Annotated in this window: 23 protein-coding genes; 7 read left to right on the top strand and 16 right to left on the bottom strand. The window is 72.5% G+C overall.

What is annotated here, in order from left to right:
• Positions 1 to 19: 19 nt before the first annotated feature.
• Positions 20 to 1,021 carry a rhomboid family intramembrane serine protease gene (locus TR48_RS27930; RefSeq protein WP_084729826.1) on the bottom strand — a complete coding sequence of 334 codons (1,002 nt, stop codon included), beginning with the start codon at positions 1,019 to 1,021 and terminating at the stop codon, positions 20 to 22.
• A gap of 179 nt (positions 1,022 to 1,200) precedes the next feature.
• Entirely contained in the window at positions 1,201 to 1,992 is a 792-nt protein-coding gene (locus TR48_RS27925) for a GNAT family N-acetyltransferase (RefSeq protein WP_042372387.1), read from the bottom strand.
• A 151-nt stretch (positions 1,993 to 2,143) separates the two neighbouring features.
• Between TR48_RS27925 and TR48_RS27920 the strand changes: the two genes are divergently transcribed.
• The 3 genes from TR48_RS27920 to TR48_RS27910 all read left to right on the top strand — a co-directional run bounded on the left by TR48_RS27920 (position 2,144) and on the right by TR48_RS27910 (position 3,646).
• Positions 2,144 to 2,593 carry a helix-turn-helix domain-containing protein gene (locus tag TR48_RS27920; RefSeq protein WP_084729825.1) on the top strand — a complete coding sequence of 150 codons (450 nt, stop codon included), beginning with the start codon at positions 2,144 to 2,146 and terminating at the stop codon, positions 2,591 to 2,593.
• Positions 2,580 to 3,158 (top strand): hypothetical protein, encoded by a 579-nt coding sequence (locus TR48_RS27915; RefSeq protein WP_042372385.1) that lies wholly within the window; start codon positions 2,580 to 2,582, stop codon positions 3,156 to 3,158. The genes TR48_RS27920 and TR48_RS27915 overlap by 14 nt, the downstream gene beginning before the upstream one ends.
• A gap of 128 nt (positions 3,159 to 3,286) precedes the next feature.
• Positions 3,287 to 3,646 carry a DUF2516 family protein gene (locus TR48_RS27910; RefSeq protein WP_042372383.1) on the top strand — a complete coding sequence of 120 codons (360 nt, stop codon included), beginning with the start codon at positions 3,287 to 3,289 and terminating at the stop codon, positions 3,644 to 3,646.
• On the opposite strand, the gene TR48_RS27905 is transcribed toward TR48_RS27910, so the two are convergent.
• Positions 3,576 to 5,057 carry a PP2C family protein-serine/threonine phosphatase gene (locus TR48_RS27905; protein WP_063771080.1) on the bottom strand — a complete coding sequence of 494 codons (1,482 nt, stop codon included), beginning with the start codon at positions 5,055 to 5,057 and terminating at the stop codon, positions 3,576 to 3,578. The genes TR48_RS27910 and TR48_RS27905 overlap by 71 nt on opposite strands.
• A gap of 249 nt (positions 5,058 to 5,306) precedes the next feature.
• On the opposite strand from TR48_RS27905, the gene TR48_RS27900 reads away from it, so the two are divergent.
• On the top strand, positions 5,307 to 5,879 hold the full coding sequence (locus TR48_RS27900; protein WP_042372381.1) for an O-acetyl-ADP-ribose deacetylase: 573 nt from the start codon (positions 5,307 to 5,309) through the stop codon (positions 5,877 to 5,879).
• Positions 5,880 to 5,944: 65 nt separating this feature from the next.
• Here TR48_RS27900 and TR48_RS27895 read toward each other — a convergent pair whose 3' ends face one another.
• Complete coding sequence (locus TR48_RS27895) at positions 5,945 to 7,012, bottom strand: C40 family peptidase (RefSeq protein ID WP_042372379.1); 1,068 nt, start codon at positions 7,010 to 7,012, stop codon at positions 5,945 to 5,947.
• Positions 7,013 to 7,194: 182 nt separating this feature from the next.
• The gene (locus TR48_RS27890; protein ID WP_042372377.1) at positions 7,195 to 8,016 is read right to left on the bottom strand and encodes a class I SAM-dependent methyltransferase; all 822 of its coding nucleotides are present in this window, start codon (positions 8,014 to 8,016) and stop codon (positions 7,195 to 7,197) included.
• 180 nt (positions 8,017 to 8,196) lie between these two features.
• Here TR48_RS27890 and mshA point away from each other — a divergent pair, with 180 nt between their 5' ends.
• Together mshA and TR48_RS27880 are read left to right on the top strand one after the other, a co-directional pair.
• Complete coding sequence (mshA, locus tag TR48_RS27885; protein WP_084729824.1) at positions 8,197 to 9,519, top strand: D-inositol-3-phosphate glycosyltransferase; 1,323 nt, start codon at positions 8,197 to 8,199, stop codon at positions 9,517 to 9,519.
• A gap of 21 nt (positions 9,520 to 9,540) precedes the next feature.
• Complete coding sequence (locus tag TR48_RS27880) at positions 9,541 to 10,053, top strand: type III secretion system chaperone family protein (RefSeq protein WP_042372373.1); 513 nt, start codon at positions 9,541 to 9,543, stop codon at positions 10,051 to 10,053.
• Positions 10,054 to 10,312: 259 nt separating this feature from the next.
• Here the strand turns inward: TR48_RS27880 and TR48_RS27875 are convergent, their stop codons facing one another.
• Positions 10,313 to 11,293, bottom strand: coding sequence for an asparaginase (locus TR48_RS27875; RefSeq protein ID WP_042372371.1), 981 nt, complete (start codon positions 11,291 to 11,293; stop codon positions 10,313 to 10,315).
• 74 nt (positions 11,294 to 11,367) lie between these two features.
• Positions 11,368 to 11,997, bottom strand: coding sequence for an RsiG family protein (locus TR48_RS27870; RefSeq protein WP_042372369.1), 630 nt, complete (start codon positions 11,995 to 11,997; stop codon positions 11,368 to 11,370).
• Between the two features lie 195 nt (positions 11,998 to 12,192).
• Between TR48_RS27870 and dtd the strand changes: the two genes are divergently transcribed.
• Entirely contained in the window at positions 12,193 to 12,618 is a 426-nt protein-coding gene (gene dtd / locus TR48_RS27865) for a D-aminoacyl-tRNA deacylase (protein ID WP_042372368.1), read from the top strand.
• 46 nt (positions 12,619 to 12,664) lie between these two features.
• Here dtd and ygfZ read toward each other — a convergent pair whose 3' ends face one another.
• The 9 genes from ygfZ to TR48_RS43685 form a co-directional block, all read right to left on the bottom strand.
• Positions 12,665 to 13,669 (bottom strand): CAF17-like 4Fe-4S cluster assembly/insertion protein YgfZ, encoded by a 1,005-nt coding sequence (gene ygfZ / locus TR48_RS27860; RefSeq protein ID WP_042372365.1) that lies wholly within the window; start codon positions 13,667 to 13,669, stop codon positions 12,665 to 12,667.
• A complete protein-coding gene (locus tag TR48_RS27855) occupies positions 13,666 to 14,163 on the bottom strand; it encodes a Fur family transcriptional regulator (protein ID WP_084729823.1) in 498 nt (165 codons plus the stop codon). Before TR48_RS27855 ends, ygfZ begins: the two co-directional genes overlap by 4 nt.
• A gap of 114 nt (positions 14,164 to 14,277) precedes the next feature.
• The gene (locus TR48_RS27850; protein ID WP_042372362.1) at positions 14,278 to 14,880 is read right to left on the bottom strand and encodes a heme-binding beta-barrel domain-containing protein; all 603 of its coding nucleotides are present in this window, start codon (positions 14,878 to 14,880) and stop codon (positions 14,278 to 14,280) included.
• A 212-nt stretch (positions 14,881 to 15,092) separates the two neighbouring features.
• Positions 15,093 to 15,347 carry a DUF3099 domain-containing protein gene (locus TR48_RS27845; protein WP_042372360.1) on the bottom strand — a complete coding sequence of 85 codons (255 nt, stop codon included), beginning with the start codon at positions 15,345 to 15,347 and terminating at the stop codon, positions 15,093 to 15,095.
• 103 nt (positions 15,348 to 15,450) lie between these two features.
• Complete coding sequence (locus tag TR48_RS27840) at positions 15,451 to 15,741, bottom strand: DUF1416 domain-containing protein (RefSeq protein ID WP_042372358.1); 291 nt, start codon at positions 15,739 to 15,741, stop codon at positions 15,451 to 15,453.
• A 36-nt stretch (positions 15,742 to 15,777) separates the two neighbouring features.
• Positions 15,778 to 16,620, bottom strand: a complete 843-nt coding sequence (locus tag TR48_RS27835; protein WP_042372355.1) for a sulfurtransferase — start codon at positions 16,618 to 16,620, stop codon at positions 15,778 to 15,780.
• A gap of 168 nt (positions 16,621 to 16,788) precedes the next feature.
• Positions 16,789 to 16,869, bottom strand: coding sequence for an Ms5788A family Cys-rich leader peptide (locus TR48_RS46665; RefSeq protein WP_369405619.1), 81 nt, complete (start codon positions 16,867 to 16,869; stop codon positions 16,789 to 16,791).
• Positions 16,870 to 17,066: 197 nt separating this feature from the next.
• On the bottom strand, positions 17,067 to 17,729 hold the full coding sequence (locus TR48_RS27830; RefSeq protein ID WP_042372353.1) for an LmeA family phospholipid-binding protein: 663 nt from the start codon (positions 17,727 to 17,729) through the stop codon (positions 17,067 to 17,069).
• Between the two features lie 121 nt (positions 17,730 to 17,850).
• The coding region (locus TR48_RS43685; RefSeq protein ID WP_042372351.1) for a hypothetical protein at positions 17,851 to 18,755 on the bottom strand (905 nt) is incomplete at its 5' end.

Raw genomic sequence — 18,755 nt, 5'->3', positions numbered from 1 at the left:
CGTTCAGCCCACCTCGGGGTCAGATCGCGCCGATCCGGCTCGTCTCCCACAGCACCAGCGCGACCAGCGCCGCACAGACCAGCACCACCGCGCCCGCCTGCACCCACGGTCGCGCCTTGCCGCGCGGCGCGAAGGCGAAGCCGGTGCCGACGGCGAGGCCGGCGAGCAGGCCGCCGAGGTGGCCCTGCCAGGAGTCGAAACCGGCGGAGACCACCATCCAGATCACGAACATGACCAGCAGCCCGTTACCGCCCAGCGGGTCGTTGCGCAGCCGACGGCTCATGACCCAGTAGCCGCCGACGAGGCCGAAGATCGCCCCGGACGCGCCGATCGCCAGCGAGTCCGGCGCCAGCACGTAGGCGACGGTGGAGCCGCCGACCGCTGCGACCAGGTAGAGCGCGACGTATCGGGCCCGCCCCAGCTGCGCCTCCATCACCGGGCCGAGCCGCCACAGCCACATCATGTTGAACAGGATGTGCGTGATCCCGAGCAGCCCCTGCGAGGGCAGCATGTGCAGGAACGCGGAGGTCAGCAGCCGGTACCACTCGCCGTGCGCGACGCCCGCGGCGTGGAAGCCGTCCGGCACCGTGCCCGTCCACGTGTAGGCCCGGCCGTCGGAGCCCATCATGCCGCGGCCCATCTCGGAGAACCGGTCGATGAGCGTGTTGTCCCGCAGCTCCCCGGCGAACGCCAGCACGTTGAGCAGGATCAGCGTGATCGTCGCGGTCGGCCGCGCACCGGCGATGCGCCCGCCGAAGACCGTGCGCGCCTGCCGCTGCGACTTCACGCCCTCCTTGACGCAGTCGGGACAGTGGAACCCGACGGAGGCCGCCCGCATGCAGTCCGGACAGATGAACTGGTCGCAGCGGGTGCAGCGGACGTAGCACTCCCGGTCGGCGTGGCGGTAACACGTCGTCACCGCGGAAACCGGCGGACGTGCGTCCGAAGGCCCGGACTGGGCGGGGATGGGAGCGGCCTGCCCCTCCCCGACGGTGGAGGGCGCGTTCTCCTGGTGCTCCATGGGGCGTGCTGCTCCACTCCGTGCGGTCGGCGGTCGAACGCTGTGGAGGGTAGCGAAGCCGCCACCACCACGGAAGCCGCGCAGGTGCGGCCCGGAGGTCGGCGGGCCGCGCTCGGAGGCCGGCGGCCCGCGGGGGAGGCAGCCCCAGGGTCGGCGGCGCCGGGGAGAAGCCGCGAGCGTCAGCGGAGCCGGTACTCGTACGGCGTCGTCGTCGCGAGCTGGGCGAAGCCGAGCCGGGCAAGGATCGGGCGGCTCTGGTCGGAGGCGTCGACGAACAGGTAGCGGTAGCCGCGTTCCACCGCCGCCCGCGCGCGGGACGCGATCAGCGCGCGGTAGATCCCGCGCCCGCGCCACTCGGCGACGGTGCCGCCGCCCCAGAGGCCGGCGAAGTCCGTGCCCTCGGCGAAGTCCATCCGGGCGGCACAGACGGGCCGCTCCCCGGCCATCGCGACCAGGGCCAGCACGCTCTCGGGCGCGGCCTCCACCTGCGCGAGCAGACGCGTCGTCACCCGGGCCCCGGTCCCGGGGCTGAACGCCTGGTCGTGGACGGCGCCCACGAGGGCCGCGCCGTCCGCGTCGGTGACGGGCGCCAGCACCACTCCCTCGGGGAGCGGCGCCTCGATCGCGGCGATCTCCTCGGCGTCGGCGACCATCAGCGCCTCCGGCTCACCGGCCTCGAACCCCGCCGCCACGAGCCGCGCCCCCAGGTCACGCGGGCGGTCATGGCTGTACAGCTTCCACTCGAAGCTCTCCACGTCCGGCCGCGCCCCGTACGCCGCCACCTGCCGCGCGATCGCGGCGTCGGCGCTCCCCTCGTCCAGACCGGACCAGAGGACGCCGTTCCACATCTCCCCCGGCCCGGCCTGCCGCACCACGTCCCCGTCCCGCTCCACCCGGGTCAGCGCGTGGTCGGGCCGCGCCTCCCGCCGCATCTGCCGATCGAAGAGCGCAAGGGTCAGGTCGTCATCCATGCGGGCAAGAGCAACATACGTCCGCTGAACTGGGCAAACGTTTTTGCCATGCCGGATGCGCCCGACGTCGCGCCGCGACACGCGGCGACACGCGCGTGCGCGAGTTAGCAGCCTGCTTGCAATTGCAAGCAGGGCGGGGCAGCATGGGGGCATGGCCTCACTGAACGTCGGGTCGCTCGGCGAGTACATCCGGGAGCAGCGGCGGCATGCGCAGTATTCGCTGCGTCAGCTCGCGGATGCCGCAGGGGTGTCGAACCCGTATCTGTCGCAGATCGAGCGCGGGCTGCGGAAGCCCAGCGCGGAGATCCTGCAGCAGATCGCCAAGGCGTTGCGGATCTCCGCGGAGACCCTCTACGTGCAGGCGGGGATTCTCGAGGAACGCGAGGAGCACGGGCTCGGGCTGCGGACGGCGATCCTCGCCGACCCGCTGATCAACGAGCGGCAGAAGCAGGCGCTGCTCGCCGTGTACGACACGTTCCTCAAGGAGAACGACGTCCAGCCACACACCGCCCGACCAGGGGCCGGGGACACCGACCCGAACGAGCCACAGACCCTCGAAGAGTACGCACAGAAGGGGAGGATTTCCGATGGCGATCGCTGAGGACCTCCGCAAGACCCTGTCCGACCCGACCCCTCTCTACGCGCTCGCCGGCGCCGGCGACCTGGCCGTGGAGAAGCTCAAGACCGTTCCCGAGCTCGCCGCCGCGATCGCCGGGGACCGCAAGGCCGCGCAGGAGAAGGCCGCCGCGCGTCTGGGCGAGGCCCAGACGCGGCTGAACGGGGCACAGGCGAAGGTCACCGAGGCCGTGCAGACCCTGCCGACCGACCTGAAGTCGCTGCAGGAGAAGGCCCAGGGCCTGGCCCTGCAGAGCGTCGGCCGCGCGGCGGAGTTCGCCGTCAAGGCGCGCGAGGCGTACGACGAGCTCGCCACCCGCGGCAAGCTCGTCGTCGACCGCCAGTTCAACGGCGCCGGCGACGAGGCCGAGGCGGAGCCCGCCATCGAGGCGGCGAACGGCCACACCGCGCCGGTCGCCAAGGCGGACGTCTTCGCGGCCGAGACCGAGGAGCCGAAGGCCACGGCGGAGGCCCCCGCCTCCGACGCCGAGGCGCCCGCGGCGAAGCCGGCCCGGAAGTCCACCGCGCGCAAGCCGCGCGCGAACGGCTGAGGGACTGCCGAGCGCACACCGGAACGGGCGGGATCCGTCGAATCGGCTGGGGCACGTCTCGCGTGCCCCAGCCGTTCTCATGGCACGATGAGCCCGTCACCAGGATGCTCACGCAACGAGGAGTGGCGATGAACCAGCTGGCCGCCTACGGGACGCTCACGGACGCGTTCGGCACGCTCCTGGGCTGGGTGATGCTGGCGCTTCTGGCGTTCAAGGTGTTCACCCTGATCGACGCGGCCTTCCGCCGCGAGGACGCCTACCGCGCCGCCGACAAGCAGACCAAGCCGTTCTGGCTGATCATCCTGGCCATCGGCGCGGCTGTCAGCTTCGTCCCCGGCCTGGGGCTCTTCCTCGGCCTGATCGGCCTGGTCGCCTCGATCGTCTACATGGTGGACGTACGGCCCGCGATCAAGCGAGTCACACCGCCCCGGGGCGGCCGGAAGGGCCAGAAGAAGCACGATCACATGGGGCCGTACGGGCCTTGGTGAGCAGCAGCACCGCGACGTCGTCGGCGAGCGCGCCGCCGTTGAGGTCCTCGACCTCGGACATGGCGGTGTCGATCAGCCGCGCGTCGCGCAGGCCGCCCTGCTGGTGGTGGTCGCCGATCATGTCGATCAGCCCCTCCTGACCCAGACGGCGGGTGCCGGCGCCTATCCGGCCCTCGATCAGGCCGTCGGTGTAGAGCATCAGCGCCCAGTCCTCGCCCAGCTCGACCTTGGCGGGCGGCCAATGGCCGTGGCCGTCGGCGAGCAGACCGAGCGCGGGGCCGGCCTCCTCGAAGGGCAGCAGTACGGGCGAGCGCTGCTCGCGCAGCAGCAGCGGTGCCGGGTGGCCCGCCAGGTGCAGCTCCGCCAGGTCCGCGTCCGGGCGGATGGCGAGCATGCACAGCGTCGCGAAGATCTCCTCGCTGCGCCGCTCGTGCTCCAGCACCCGCTGGAGGTTGGAGAGCAGCGCCTCGCCGGTCAGGCCGGCGAAGACCAGGGTGCGCCAGGCGATCCGCAGCGCGACACCGAGCGCCGCCTCGTCGGGGCCGTGGCCGCAGACGTCGCCTATGACGACGTGGACCGTGCCGTCGGCGGTACGGACGGCGTCGTAGAAATCGCCGCCGAGCAGGGCGCGGCGGCGGCCGGGTCGGTAGCGGGCCTGGAAGGTGAGACCGGAACCGTCCAGGAGCGGCGTGGGCAGCAGGTGGCGCTGCAGGCGGGCGTTCTCCTGACCGCGCAGCTCCGCCTCGACCAGGCGGCGCTGGGACTCGTCGGCGCGCTTGCGCTCCACGGCGTAGCGCACGGCCCGGGTCAGCAGCCGCCCGTCCATCTCCTGCTTGACCAGGAAGTCCTGGGCGCCGGCCGCGACCGCGGCCGCGCCGAGCTGGACGTCGACCGTGCCGGTGACGGCGAGGACGGCCGTGTGCGGCGCGCGGCGCAGCAGGGTGCGGATGTCCTCCAGGCCGCTCGAATCCGGCAGCTCCAGGTCGAGAAGGACGCACGCGGTGTCGTGGCTGAGCAGCGGCAGGGCCTCGGCGAGGCTGCGCGCCCAACGGAAGGCCACCTCGGAACCGAGCTCGGCCAGCAGGTTGCGGACCGACTCCGCACCTGCGTCGTCGTCCTCGATCAGCAGCACCGAGAGCGGCGGGGTGGCCCCGGCCGGACGCGGGTGCGCGGCGAGGTTGGCCGGGTGCGCGGACGCGGCGCCGGCGCGGGCCGCACCCGCACGAGCAGCCTCGGCACGGGCCTTGGCGGCGCGCGTTTCGGCAGCATGCGCCTCGTCCGTACGCGTCGCCTCGGTGGCCGCGCCGACCTTGGCGGAGGCGGCGTCGGAAAGGCGCGGACGCGGTATCGGCGCGCCTGTGGAACGCTGTTGACCGGCTGCACTGGAAGCAGCTCCGGCATGGGCGGACATCGGCTACCTCCCTCCCTCCGAGTCGGTAACGGCTGGGCGGCGTGCGCAGTGCCCACCCAACACCATGTTCTGTCGGCATCCTCGCGACCCGTACGTGAGCTCCACGAAGCCTCCCCATCCCCGTGGCACCCGGGTGACGCCCACGGTGGCTCCTTGGGGGCCCAGATCCCGTACCCCGCTTGGGCGGTATCGCGGATGCGGAGGCGCCACGGGCCTGGATACGGTGCGAACGGCTGAAGGGAGCCCGTGATGGAGATCACGCTGATCGAGGGTGACATCACCCAGCAGCAGGTGGACGCGATCGTCAACGCGGCGAACTCCTCGTTGCTGGGCGGCGGCGGGGTGGACGGCGCGATCCACCGGGCCGGCGGCCCGGAGATCCTCGCGGAGTGCCGCGCGCTGCGCGCGGGCCACTACGGCAAGGGCCTGCCGACCGGTCAGGCGGTGGCCACCACGGGAGGCCTGCTGGCAGCCCGTTGGGTGATCCACACCGTGGGCCCCGTCTACCCGCACCCGCAGGACGCGGCGACGGAGGTGGCCCGGCGGACGGAGCTGCTCGCCTCGTGCTATCGCGAATCGCTGCGGATCGCGACGGAGTTGGGCGCGCGGAGCGTGGCCCTGCCGGCGGTCTCGACCGGCGTCTACGGCTGGCCGATGGAGAGCGCGGCGCGGATCGCGCTCGGCGAGACGATGGAACTGGGGAGGACGGGGGGCCTGGGCGAGGCGCTCGACGAGGCCAGGTTCGTGCTGTTCGGAGCGGACGCCTACGGCGTCTTCGAGCGGGTGTTGCAGGAGTTGTCGCACGGACCCATGGTGGACTGATGGTGCGTCAATCCACCATGGGTATTCGATAGCTCGTTCGAGTGAACTTACTGTTTGCGATCTCGTCAGTCGGGTCGGAGCACGCCCAGAATGGGCATCGAGCCGGCGGCGGCCAGCTCCACCACCCCACCGGGGTGCGGAGCCTGGATGATCGCCCCGTCGCCGACATAGAGCGCGACGTGCGTCGCGCCCCGGAAGTAGACGATGAGATCGCCGGGCCGCAGGTCGGCGACGGACACATGACGCAGCCGCGCCCACTGGTCCTGCGAGGTCCGAGGGATGTCGACGCCGGCGGCCTGCCAAGCCCGCATGGTCAGCCCCGAGCAGTCGAAACTCCTCGGCCCCGTGGCGCCCCACAGATACGGCTTGCCGATCTGCGCGACGGCGTAGCCGATGGCCGCCTGCGCGGCCCCGGTCGCCCGCCGGGCGAGCTCGGCGGCCGGGAGCGAGCCGCGCCACGCCATCTGGGCGGCGTACGCGGTCTGCGCCTGGAGCTGCTGCAGCTCCGCGAGTTCGGGGCCGGAGAGGGAGGCGAGCAACGCCCGGGCGCGGGCGAGGCGCGCCTTGATGTCGGCGACGGAGCCGGCCGCGGCGCTTTGTTCCTTGGCCAGCGCCTCCCAGGCCGCGGTGGCCTGCTCGCCGTCGGCGGTGAGCGCGGCCTTCGCCTGCCGCAGTTGCGCGAGGGTGGTCGCGGCGGACGTCAGCGCCTGCGAGGCGAGGGGCAGTTGTGTGAGGTACTGCTCCGGGTCCTGGGCGAGCAGGAGTTGCAGCGTCTGGTTCCCGTCGAGGGCGTCACCGTTGTACTGGCCCGCGGCGATCTGCCCCACGAGGGAGGTGAGCTGATCCACCTGCGCCTGCTCGGCGACGATAGCTTGGGCGAGCGCGAGGATCCGCGCCTGCTGCGCGGCGATGGCCTGCGTCGCGGCGTCGTAGGCCGCGGTCGCGCTCTCAGCCTGCTGGTAGAGGGAGGCGATCTCCGCCTGCAGCGCGGCGAGCCGCGAGACGTGGCCCTCGGGAGCGGAGGCGGGGGCGGCTTGGGCGGGGGCGGCCTGGGCCCACGGCGCGCCGACGGAGCCCAGCGCGAATGCGGCACAGGCAAGGAGGGCGAGGTTCCACCGACGGGTGCGTGGCACGGCAGCCTCCTGGTCCCATCCGATTCTGACGATACGTCAGATAGATTGCTGGGATGGTGCCACGGGATGGTGCACTTCGCCAGGGGCGCGAGACCCGGCAGGCGGGTCCGGCCGGCGCGGCGGGGGTCCGGCCAGCGCAGCGGGGGTCCGGCCGGCGCGGCGGCGCGTGACTGGTCGGTGGTTCAGCTCGGGGCGACGGCGTCCCAGCGGAGGGTGAGTTCGCCCAGGCGGTGGCGGGCCCGGGTGTCGGTGAGGGGCCAGGACTCCGCGACGGCGCGGGTCGTGGCCAGCCAGCGCTGGCGGACGCCGAAGTCCGCGTAGGGCGCCGCTGCCGCCCAGGCGTGGTCGAGGTCGCGGAGGAGGGCGTGGACGGGCTCGCCGGGGACGTTCCGGTGGATGAGCGCCTTCGGCAACCGCTCCGCCAGGTCCGACGGGCGTTCGAGCGAGGCGAGGTGCGCGGAGAGGGTGAGCGTGCGGGGCCCCTCGGGGCCGAGCGCGACCCAGGCCTGCTTGCGCCCGATCTCGTCGCACGTGCCCTCGACGAGCAGCCCGTCGGGGGCCAGCCGCGCGCACAGGCGCTGCCACGCCGCCGTGACCTCGTCCTCGTCGTACTGGCGGAGCACGTTCGCCGCACGGATCAGCAGCGGACGCTCGCCACCGTCGAGCGGGACCTCGAAGCCGCCGCGGCGGAAGGTGAGCGCAGGCGGGCGGGCCACCCTCTGCGCTGCCGCGACGCGGTCCGGTTCGATCTCGATGCCGACCATGCGGACGTCGGCCCGGACCTCCCGCAGGCGGTCGAACAGCTCCACGGCCGTCCACGGCGCCGCGCCGTAGCCGAGGTCGACCACCACGGGCCCTGCGGGGGCGTGCCGCAGGGCGGGGGCGAGCGCGTGGGCGATCCAGCGGTCCTGGCGGCGGAGCCGGTTCGGGTTGGTGGTGCCCCGGGTGACCGCGCCGACCGGCTTCCCGCTCTTCGCCGCTCTCGCTCCCGCCGCCGCACTCATGTCACGCAGCGTATCCGGGCGACCGCCCGCTCAGCACCCCGGGTGAGCACCCCGGTACCGTGGAGGGCGGGCGGGAATCGCTGGGCCGACAGTCCGGTTGCACCAGTGTTGAAGGACGAGCAGGACGGCCCAGGACCGGAAAGAGGACGAGCGGTGACCCATCAGCCCGCCCGAGTCGCCATGCTGAGCGTGCACACCTCCCCCCTCCATCAGCCGGGGACCGGCGACGCGGGGGGCATGAACGTCTACATCGTGGAGTTGTCCAAGCGCCTCGCGGAGCTCGGCACCGAGGTGGAGATCTTCACCCGCGCCACGGCGTCCGAGCTGCCGCCCCTGGTGGAGCTCGCGCCCGGCGTGCTCGTGAGACACGTCACAGCCGGACCGTACGAGGGGTTGCTGAAGGAGGACCTGCCGGCCCAGCTCTGCGCGTTCACTCACGGGGTGCTGCGCACCGAGGCCGGGCACCGGCCCGGCCACTACGACGTCGTGCACTCGCACTACTGGCTGTCCGGCCAGGTCGGCTGGCTGGCCGCGGACCGCTGGGGCGTGCCGCTGGTGCACACCATGCACACCATGGCCAAGGTCAAGAACGCGTCCCTCGCGGCAGGCGACACGCCGGAGCCCGCGGCGCGCGTCATCGGCGAGTCGCAGGTCGTCGCCGCGGCGGACCGGCTGATCGCCAACACCGACGAGGAGGCCCAGCAGCTCACGGAGCACTACGGCGCCCTGCGCGGGCAGCTCTCCGTCGTCCACCCGGGCGTGAACCTGGAGGTCTTCCGTCCCGCGACGGCCTCCCCGACCGGGCCCGTCGGGGACGCGGTCGCCGATCCGGCCGCCGAGGCCGCCCAGGTGCGGGCGATCCGCGCCCGTCTGGGTCTACCGCAGGACGCGGTGGTGCTGCTCTTCGCCGGGCGAATACAGCCGCTCAAGGCCCCCGATGTGCTCGTCCGCGCAGTCGCGCAGCTGCTGGACGAATCCCCCGAACTGCGCGAACGCATCGTCGTCCCGATCGTGGGCGGCCCCAGCGGCAGCGGCCTGGCCAAGCCCGAGGCGCTGCAGAAGCTCGCCGCGCAGCTCGGTGTCTGCGACGTGATCCGCTTCCAGCCGCCGGTCGGGCAGGCCGAGCTCGCCGACTGGTACCGCGCGGCGACGGCCCTGGTGATGCCCTCCTACAGCGAGTCCTTCGGCCTGGTCGCCCTGGAGGCGCAGGCATGCGGCACTCCGGTGGTCGCGGCGGCGGTCGGTGGCCTGCCGGTCGCGGTCCGCGACGGCGAGACCGGCTTCCTCGTCCAGGGGCACGACCCCCGCGCCTGGGCCCGGACGCTGCGGCGCTTCGTGGACCACCCCGAGTTGGGCGCCCGGATGGGCGCGGCGGCCGCGCGCCACGCCCGCGCGTTCGGCTGGGGCACGGCCGCCCGCGCCACCGCCGAGCTGTACGCCGACTCCATCGCGCGGACGCGCGCCGCGCAGGCACGCGGGATGGCGGCGGCGACGGCGCGGTGACCGCGCGGTAACGTGCCCGGCATGGGTGAAGAGATCAGCCGCGAGGGTGTCGCCGAGGTGCTGCGCACGACGCTGGACGAGTCCGGCGTCGCCTGGGACCAGCCCTCCGGCGACCCTTGGACATTCGTGGCCCAACTGCCGGGCACGCGCAAGCTGTCGACGACGTGCTCGCTGCGCGTGGGCGAGCAGACGCTGTCGCTGAACGCGTTCGTGGTGCGGCGGCCGGACGAGAACTTCGAGGAGTTCTTCCGCTGGCTGCTGGAGCGGAACACCCGCATCTACGGGCTGAGCTATGCGCTGGACCGCCTCGGGGATGTCTACCTGGTCGGCCGGCTGCCGCTGGCCGCGGTGACGGCGGACGAGATCGACCGCCTGCTGGGGACGGTCCTGGAGAACGCCGACGAACCGTTCAACCAGCTCCTGGAGCTGGGCTTTGCGACGGCCATCCGCCGCGAGTGGGAGTGGCGCGTCAAGCGCGGCGAGTCCACCCGCAACCTGGAGGCCTTCGGCCGCATCACCGGCGCCGAGGACTAGCCGCGCCGAGGGCTTCTCCGAACGCCCGCGCCGCCGCGCCCGGAGGCGGGGGATCCCGTCGCGAGGGTCGAAAGCAAGGGTCGAAAGCGTGCGCGGACCGCCGCGCGCTGCCCACGCAACGCGCCCGCCCCCGCCACCGCGTAGCGCAGGCGTTCCCGCACCGGCCGCCGTGTCAGGCGGCGACAGATCGGGAGGAGCATGCCCCGGAGACATGCGGCTGCCTCCGGGGGTGCGCCTGCGGCCGCGCGCCGCGCTGTCGCTAGAAGGCCGCGCGGACCTCGCCGACGGGGAGGCCGCCGCCGAGGAGGGGGGAGGCCGCGATGCGGGAGAGGGTGTCGTCCTCGGTGGTGACGCCCATGCGGCGGAGCGCCGCGGCGAGGACGGGGCCGAGGGCCCGCTTCGCGCCGTCGTCGATCTTGAAGGCGAGGGCGCGGCCGTCCGGGAGCGCCACGGCCTGGACGGACTCCGCGCCCATCTTGGCCATCGCGCCGGGGACCGCGCGCATCAGCCAGGTGTCGATGCGGCGGGTGCCCGCGACGTACTCCGGGTGGGCGCGCATAGCGTCCGCGACGCGGCGCTGGGGGGTGCCGGGGTCGGCCAGGACGTGCGCGCGGAAGGCGCGCGCCAGGCCGATCAGGCTGATGGCCATCAGCGGCGCTCCGCAGCCGTCGACGCCGACGGCGGCGACGGACTCGCCGCTCAGCTCCTCCAGCGCGGCCCGGGCCTCCACCTGCACGGGGTGGTCCTCGGCGAGGTAGCTCGCGGTGTCCCAGCCGTTGCGGACGCAGGCGGCGAGCATCGCCGCGTGCTTGCCGGAGCAGTCCATCAGGATGCGCTCACGCTGTCCGCCGGCGCGTATCCAGGCCTCGGCCTCCTCCTCGTCCAGGGAGAGCGAGGGGGGCGTCTGGAGTGCGGACTCGTCGAGGTCGGCCGAGGCGAGGATCTTCCGCACCGCGTCGAGGTGAAACGTTTCGGCGGAGTGGCTCGCCGCGGCGAGGGCCAGGAACGCGCCGTCGAGGTCCAGGCCGGTCCGGAGCACCGCGGTGGCCTGCATGGGCTTGTTGCTGGACCTCGGGAAGACGGAGCGCTCAGGGGTCCCGAGGGCGAAGTCGACGCCGCCGTCGGCGGCGAGGATCACCAGCGAACCGCGGTGGTGGCCCTCGACGAAGCCGGAGCGGACCACCTCGGCCAGAACCGGCAGGTCAGCGACGGCGGATGCGGATGCAGTGGGAGCAGACATGTGGGTGTGCCTTGGAGCCTTCCAGGGAGCCCGACCCCGGTTGGGGGCGCTCCCGGCCGAAGGCTGGGGGAAGGTCACCCACCGGAGAGCAGGTCGTCGACGCGTGCTTCCCCTTCACGGTACCTGCGGGCGATCTCCGCGCTGCACTCGTCCACCGTCCGCTGCAGCCGGTGACGCCGTCGGGAGATGCCGCGCTCGTGCGCGGTGAGCCTGCGGCAGGCGGCGACGAGCTGCTCGTCGCTCTGCCCGGTGAGGTCCGCGAGCCGGGCGTCGCCCATGAGTTCGTCCGCGAGCGCGCGGTACTGACGGGTGCTCGGGGTCGAGACCGTCAGGTGCCGGGCCGAGGTGCGGATCTGCGACGGGATGTCGGCGAGGATCTCGGGCAGATGCTTCAGCAGCGTGTCCGCCGGCTCCTCGGCCACCGCGCTGCGACGGTGGAGCTCGGCGCGCAGGATGTCGACCCGGCCCTGGAGCAGTCGGCGCAGGTAGGAGAGGTCGGCCTCCTCCTGCTGAGCCTCGCGGCGCAGCGTGCGCAGCTCGTCCATCTTCAGCCCGGCGAGGCCGGTCCCGGGACCGGCCTCCGCCCGGGGCGCAACGGCCTGGGCGGTGACCGCCCAGGGGGCCCCACCGGACCCGGCCGTGACAGGGCCGACCGCGGAGGGCCCCGGCCCGGGAGGTGCAGCGAGCTCGTCTTGGTGTCCCACGGGTGCATCGTGCCACCGTCGGTCGAAGGTTCGTCGTCGCCTGCACCCGATCGGGCCCGTGGCGAATCGCGGTGGTAAATACGACCGCCGCATATCCCCAGCGCACGGCCCTGGCACCGCCGAGGCAGGGGCGCACGGACACACAGCGCACGCCCCCTGGACCGGCGCTGTGCGGGCGTGCCGGAGAATGGGGGCATGCGTGCAGTGGCTCAGCGGGTGACCGAGGCAAGCGTGACCGTCGACGGGGAGGTCGTCGGCTCCATCCTGGGGCCGGGCCTGTGCGTCCTGGTGGGCGTGACCCACGAGGACACCCCGGAACAGGCGGCGCTGATGGCGCGCAAGCTGTGGTCGCTCCGCATCCTCGAGGGCGAGAAGTCCTGCTCCGACCTGAACGCACCGCTGCTGGTCATCAGCCAGTTCACCCTCTACGGCGACGCCCGCAAGGGGCGCCGCCCCACCTGGAACGCGGCGGCGCCCGGCCCGGTGGCCGAGCCTCTGGTCGACGAGGTCGTCACTCAGCTCCGCGCGCTGGGCGCGACCGTCGCCACCGGCCGCTTCGGGGCGGACATGAAGGTGTCGCTCACGAACGACGGCCCGTTCACGGTGCTGCTGGAGTTCTGACCCCGCAGCCCGATCCGGGGCCGCCGCCGAGCACCCGGTCAGGCGCTCACGCCTCGACGATCAGCTCCTGGGACGCCGCCACCGTACCCGCCAGCAGCGGGGCGTCCGGCGACGTGTTGCGCTTGATCAGGCCGAGGGCGATCGGGCCCAGCTCGTGGTGCCGGACCGCCGTCGTGACGAAGCCGACCGGGCGGCCGGCGGGGCCGTCGGCGGCCAGGCGCACGGGGTCGCCGTGCGAGGGCAGGGACTCCTCGCTGCCGTCGAGGTGCAGGAAGACGAGGCGGCGCGGGGGGCGGCCGAGGTTGTGCACCCGGGCGACCGTCTCCTGGCCTCGGTAGCAGCCCTTCTGCAGGTGGACGGCGGTCTCCAGCCAGCCCAGCTCATGCGGAATGGTGCGGTGGTCGGTCTCGAAGCCAAGACGCGGTCGGTGGGCCTCGACGCGCAGCGCCTCGTAGGCCCACAGGCCGACCGCCGGTCCGAGGCCCACGACCGCGTCGGCGAGGGCCTCACGCCGCACGAACAGGTCGCGGCCCTCCGCGAGCCGGCGCACGGCGACGGCCTCCGGGACGTCCGGACCCTCGGCGCCCGCCGCGTGGACGACGGCGTACCGGTCGGTCGCGTCGGCGACCTCGACCTGGGCGAAGAACTTCATCTTCTGCAGGTAGGCCACCAGCTCCCCGGTCGTCCCGGGCTCGACGTGGATCCACACCGTGGCGCCGTCGTCGACCAGGTACAGGGCATGCTCGATGTGGCCGTGCGGGGAGAGGATCAGTGCCTCGGTGGCGCGGCCCGGCGGGAGCTCGCTGACGTGCTGCGTCAGCAGCAGGTGCAGCCAGCTCAGCCGCTCCGGGCCGGAGACGGTCACGACGCCGCGGTGTGAGAGGTCGACGAAGCCGTGGCCGGAGGCCAGGGCGCGCTGCTCACGGAAGAGGTCGCCGTAGTGCGCGGCGACGCCCGCGTCCACCCCGTCGGCCTGGACCGCGCCGGGCAGGCGGTCGAGCAGCGGGCTGCGGTAGGCGGCCCCGGCGGCCGGGCTGGTCTCGGTGGTCACGCGTCGTTCTCCTGAGCCTGGTGGGCCTGGTGGGTCTGGTGGGCCTGTTGGTCCTGGTGCGCCTGGGCCTTCGCCGTGCAGGAGGCGCAGCGGCCGAATATGGCGAAGTGCTTCATGTCAGTGTCGAAACCATGCGCGCGCCGCAGGGATTCCACGAACGGCCCGGCCATCGCGACGTCCGTCTCGATGACCGTGTCGCAGTCCCGGCAGACCAGGTGCATGTGCTGGTCGCGGCTGGCCAGGTGGTAGGTCGGCGCGCCGTGGCCGAGGTGGGCGTGGCTGACCAGGCCCAGCTCCTCCAGCAGGTCCAGGGTGCGGTAGACGGTGGAGATGTTCACCCCGGCCGCGGTGCGGCGCACCGCCGTGAGGACCTCCTCGGGGGTGGCGTGCTCAAGGTCGTCGACGGCCTGCAGCACAAGCTGCCGCTGCGGCGTGAGCCGGTACCCGCGCCGGCGCAGGTCCGTCTGCCAGTCGATGCCACTGCCGCTGCTCACAAGAAACAAACCCCTGTCTGGTCCGTCTGGTCCGCGAACGCGAAAGTCCCGTACCCCCGAGTCTAGGGGGGTACGGGACTTCGGCCGTGGGGCTGCGGTGGCCGGTGGGACGGCTCAGCGGAAGAAGGCGATGCCGTCGTCCGGAAGGTCCGCGATGTCCTCGATCAGCTTGGCGGGGCTGAGCACCTTCTTCAGCTGCGCGGACATGTAGGGCCGCAACGGGACCTCGGGGGCGGCCTTCTCGCCGACCCACATCAGGTCCTCGTTCACGTAGCCGTACAGGCGCTTGCCGCCGGTGTACGCGGGCGCGCCCTCGATGCGGGCCACCGCGTCCGTGGCGATGTCGATCTGCGGCTTGCCGTCCGCCAGCTCGCCGTACCAGATCTCGACGGTGCCGTCGTCGCGGACCGAGGAGACCTCGATCTCACGCACGCCGGAGGTGCCGTGGGCGTTGCCCGTCACGCGCCAGAAGCCGAATTCGCTCTCCAGCGGGCGGACCTTCTCACCCTGCTCGTCCAGCACCCAGCTGCGCGAGCGGAACTCGAGGAAGGGGCGGCCGTCGTGCCGGAAGATGATCTCCTGGCCGAAGTTGCACTTCTCCTCGACAGGGTTCGTCTGACCGGGAAGCGGCTCGAAGACGCCCGCGCCCTCCCAGGTGCCCAGCAGGAAGGCCAGGGAGACGACGTCCTTGTGCAGGCCGGAGGGGATCTCGATCATGTTCAGCGCTGACCCTGGTAGAGCTTGGTGACGGAGTAGTACGCGAACCACACGATGGCGACCGCGATGACGCCGAGGAGGGTGTCGAAGAAGATCTCAAGGGCAGACATTGCGCGTCCTCACCAGTGGGGAAAGCATTCCTGCGCGGCAGTCTAGTAGTCCGGACCCCGACGCTCATGGTGAGGCCCGCCATACGAGAGTCGGCGGACCGCTCAGTGGGACCGGGGCTGGCGCGGGCGCCTGGGCCCGGGGACGCGCCGGCTGACCGAGGGGTCGTCCCACCACACGTCGTCGGGGCCGCGCCGGTTGGCGACGATGGCGGCCACGGGCGGGATGACCATGGCCACCAGGCTCATCACCACGGCCGCCGGGACGGACCACAGGCGCACCACGTTCCACGCCAGCAGGATCAGGACCACACAGATCCCCATCAGCGCGTAGTACCAGTGCCGCCGTCGTGACTGCATACCTGCAGTCTTCCCGCGCAGGCGGATCCGGAACGCCCGGGAACGCACGAGCCCCCTCCCGGCCACGCCGGGAGGGGGCTCGCTGTGTCCGTTCGGACGCGTGTCAGACGGTGATGGCGACCTCGGTGAACTGGCCCTGCTGGGCCACGACCGCGCGGTCGACCGTCGCGCCCGGGACGAGGGCGCGCAGCGTCCAGCTGCCCGGGGCGGCGAAGAAGCGGAACTGGCCCGTCGCCGAGGTCGGGACCTCGGCGGTGAACTCACCGCTCGCGTCCAGCAGACGCACGTAGCCGTTGACCGGCTCGCCGTCGCGGGTCACCGAACCCTGGATGATCGTCTCGTTGGCCACGTCCACTCCTGCCAGCTCGGGCCCTCCGGCCTTGGCTCCACACATGTTCTCGCTCTCCTTGCTTCGCTGGGCCTGGCCTGCTCAGTTGGAGCCGAGCTCGATCGGCACGCCGACGAGGCTGCCGTACTCGGTCCACGAGCCGTCGTAGTTCTTGACGTTGGTCTGGCCGAGCAGCTGGTGCAGCACGAACCAGGTGAGCGCGGAGCGCTCGCCGATGCGGCAGTAGGCGATGGTGTCCTTGGACAGGTCGACGTTCTCGGCCTCGTACAGGGCGCGCAGCTCGTCGTCCGACTTGAAGGTGCCGTCGTCGTTGGCGTTCTTGGACCACGGGATGTTCTTCGCGGTCGGGACGTGGCCCGGACGCTGCGACTGCTCCTGCGGCAGGTGCGCGGGGGCGAGCAGGCGGCCGGAGAACTCGTCGGGCGAACGGACGTCGACGAGGTTCTTGCTGCCGATCGCGGCGACGACGTCGTCGCGGAAGGCGCGGATGGAGGCGTCCTGGGCCTGGGCCTTGTACGCGGTGGCGGGGCGCTCCGGGACCTTGTCGCCGTCGACCAGCTCGCGGGAGTCGAGCTCCCACTTCTTGCGGCCGCCGTCGAGCAGCTTGACGTCGCCGTGGCCGTAGAGCTTGAAGTACCAGAAGGCGTAGGAGGCGAACCAGTTGTTGTTGCCGCCGTAGAGAACGACGGTGTCGTCGTTGGCGATGCCCTTGGCGGAGAGAAGGGCCTCGAAGCCGGCCTGGTCCACGAAGTCGCGGCGGACCGGGTCCTGCAGGTCCTTCTTCCAGTCGATCCGCACGGCGTTGCGGATGTGGTTCTTGTCGTAGGCGCTGGTGTCCTCGTCGACCTCGACCACGACGACCTTCGGGTCGTCCAGGTGGTCCTGAACCCAGTCGGCGCTGACCAGTACGTCACTACGGCTCATGGGAAAACTCCTCCGGGGCAGTTGCGGAAGGTTGTGGGCGCCGCGCGCGCCGATGGGTCCGAACGGAAGTCCGGATTCTGGGACGTGCGGCAGAAGTCTTTCAGGAACGCCGCTCGGCAGTGCGGAGCAGCGCGGGGATGGGCGCGAAGGTGGGCGGGAACCGCCCGGTCAGCGCATTCGACAGAGGCAGGCAGCGACGCGACACAGGTCTACTGCCCGCCGCTTCGTGAGGTCCGCCTGTCGCTTCATGACACCGATGCTAGGGAACCGGTCGGGGCACTGTCACCAAAGTATTGAATAGTGAGACAGATTGATCCGCCATGAGAGACGGATCGCCCTTTGCGGGCGTCGCGGGGCCTCGCGGAGCACACCGGAGGAGCCCACTCCCGTGCGCCCGGGCACGGGGGTGGACAGGCCGTCTCGCGATGTGGATGCTGCGATGCCGCTCAGCCGTTGAGGCTGACACCGGTGCCGGACGCGGTGACGGAGACGCCGCCGGCCTCCGCCTGCATCGAGTCCAGCTTCAGGCCGCTGGGCAGGCCGGCCACCGGCACGGACGGGGCGAAGATGCTCGCCCCCAGATCGAGCAGCGGGTTGCCGGTGTCGAGGTGGTTCAGCCCGATGCTGTTGCCGCCCACGACGGAGATGTCGGCGGTGCCCCTGATCGACTGGCCGTCGATGTTCGTGCTGACCTTCACCTTTCCGGGCTGGCCGCCGTAGGCCACGGTCGTGCCGCTGGGCAGGGCCGCGTTCAAGGAGTCGTAGGTGATCAGAACGGTGCCGGTGGCGTGGTCCGCGATCGCGCTGGAGTAGTCGCTGGAGATCTTGACCCCGGTCAGGTCCGCGTCCAGCGAGGCGAGCTCCACCTTGCTCTGCGGTTCCTTCACGTCGTTGGCGTGGACCTTGATCTCGTCCAGTTTGGAGCCGATCAGCTGGGTCAGGAACGGGAAGCCCTCGATGGTGACGGTCGGCTTCTGCGCGAGGTTGCGCGCGGACTGGATCTTGGAGGCGGCCTGGTCCTCCGCGAAACGCACGGCGACGCGGTCGGCCGCGACGAATATGCCGAAGAGCAGCACCAGGATGATGAGCAGGCGACGCAGATTACGCATCGGGTGTCGAATCCCTTCGGTTGCTCTGTGGATGATCCGATGATTCTTGAATGGGACGCGGGGCCGGGCGTTGTGGTTGCCCGGCCCCGCGTACGCGCTGGCTACGCCGGCTGAGCCGGCTTCAGCGCGCGATGAGGTACACCATCGGCGCGGCCAGGGCCAGGGGCAGCGCCACGCCCGCGGTCATGTGCACGAACCGCGACGGGAAGTCGTACGCGGCGACGCGGCGGCCGAGCAGGGCGCAGACGCCCGCGCCCAGACCCAGCAGCAGCCCCTCCATCAGCCCCAGCCCCGTCGCGGCGGCCAGTCCGGCCCCCACGAGCAGCCCGAGGAACCCGCCCGCGGCGAAGCCCGTCACCGGCGGCTTGCGCAGCACGGCGGACACCGCCGCGCTCACGCCCGCGGCGAGCGCCCCCGCCAGCACGGCCTTGCCCGAGCCTACGGCGAGGAAGGCGCCCGCGAGAACGGTGACCACGGTCGCGGATGCGCAGACGGTGAGCGCGTAGAAGCGCTCGTCCGGGTTGCTGGGCCGGAAGATCTGCAGGATCAGCACCAGCATGAAGAACGCGCCCAGCGTCCCCGCGAGGATCGCGGGCCCGCTGGAGTGCGCGGACGCGGCGAGGATCGCCGCGTCCGCGACGAACCCGCCGAGCGCGGCCAGGGCGATGCCCTGCCGCGCCGGCCACATGCCGTTGAGCCGGAACCACCCCGCGGCGGTCACGGCCTGCAGCAGCGCCACCGGCAGGACCAGCCCGAACTTGCCCGCGAGGGCGGCGACCCCGATCAGCGCGCCGAGCCCGAGTGTGATCACCCCGGGCTGCAGCCCGGGGTCGATGATCGGCGACCCGGTTCGCGCCGCCTGCGGCGCGGCGGTGGTGTCCGTCACGACCGCGGCGGGCGCCGGGCCGGGCCCGGTCGGCTGCGCCCCGGCGAACGCCTCGCGCAGCGAGCCGCTGCCGACCTCCAGCGGCGACTGCCCGGGCGCGAGGATCGCGCCGACGTGCACGCCCTCCGGCGCCCCCCGCC

The organism is Streptacidiphilus neutrinimicus (genome assembly GCF_000787815.1).
GTDB lineage: Bacteria > Actinomycetota > Actinomycetes > Streptomycetales > Streptomycetaceae > Streptacidiphilus > Streptacidiphilus neutrinimicus.
Note: the sequence above shows the minus strand (reverse complement) of the source record. Positions and strands in the feature narration are given on the sequence as shown.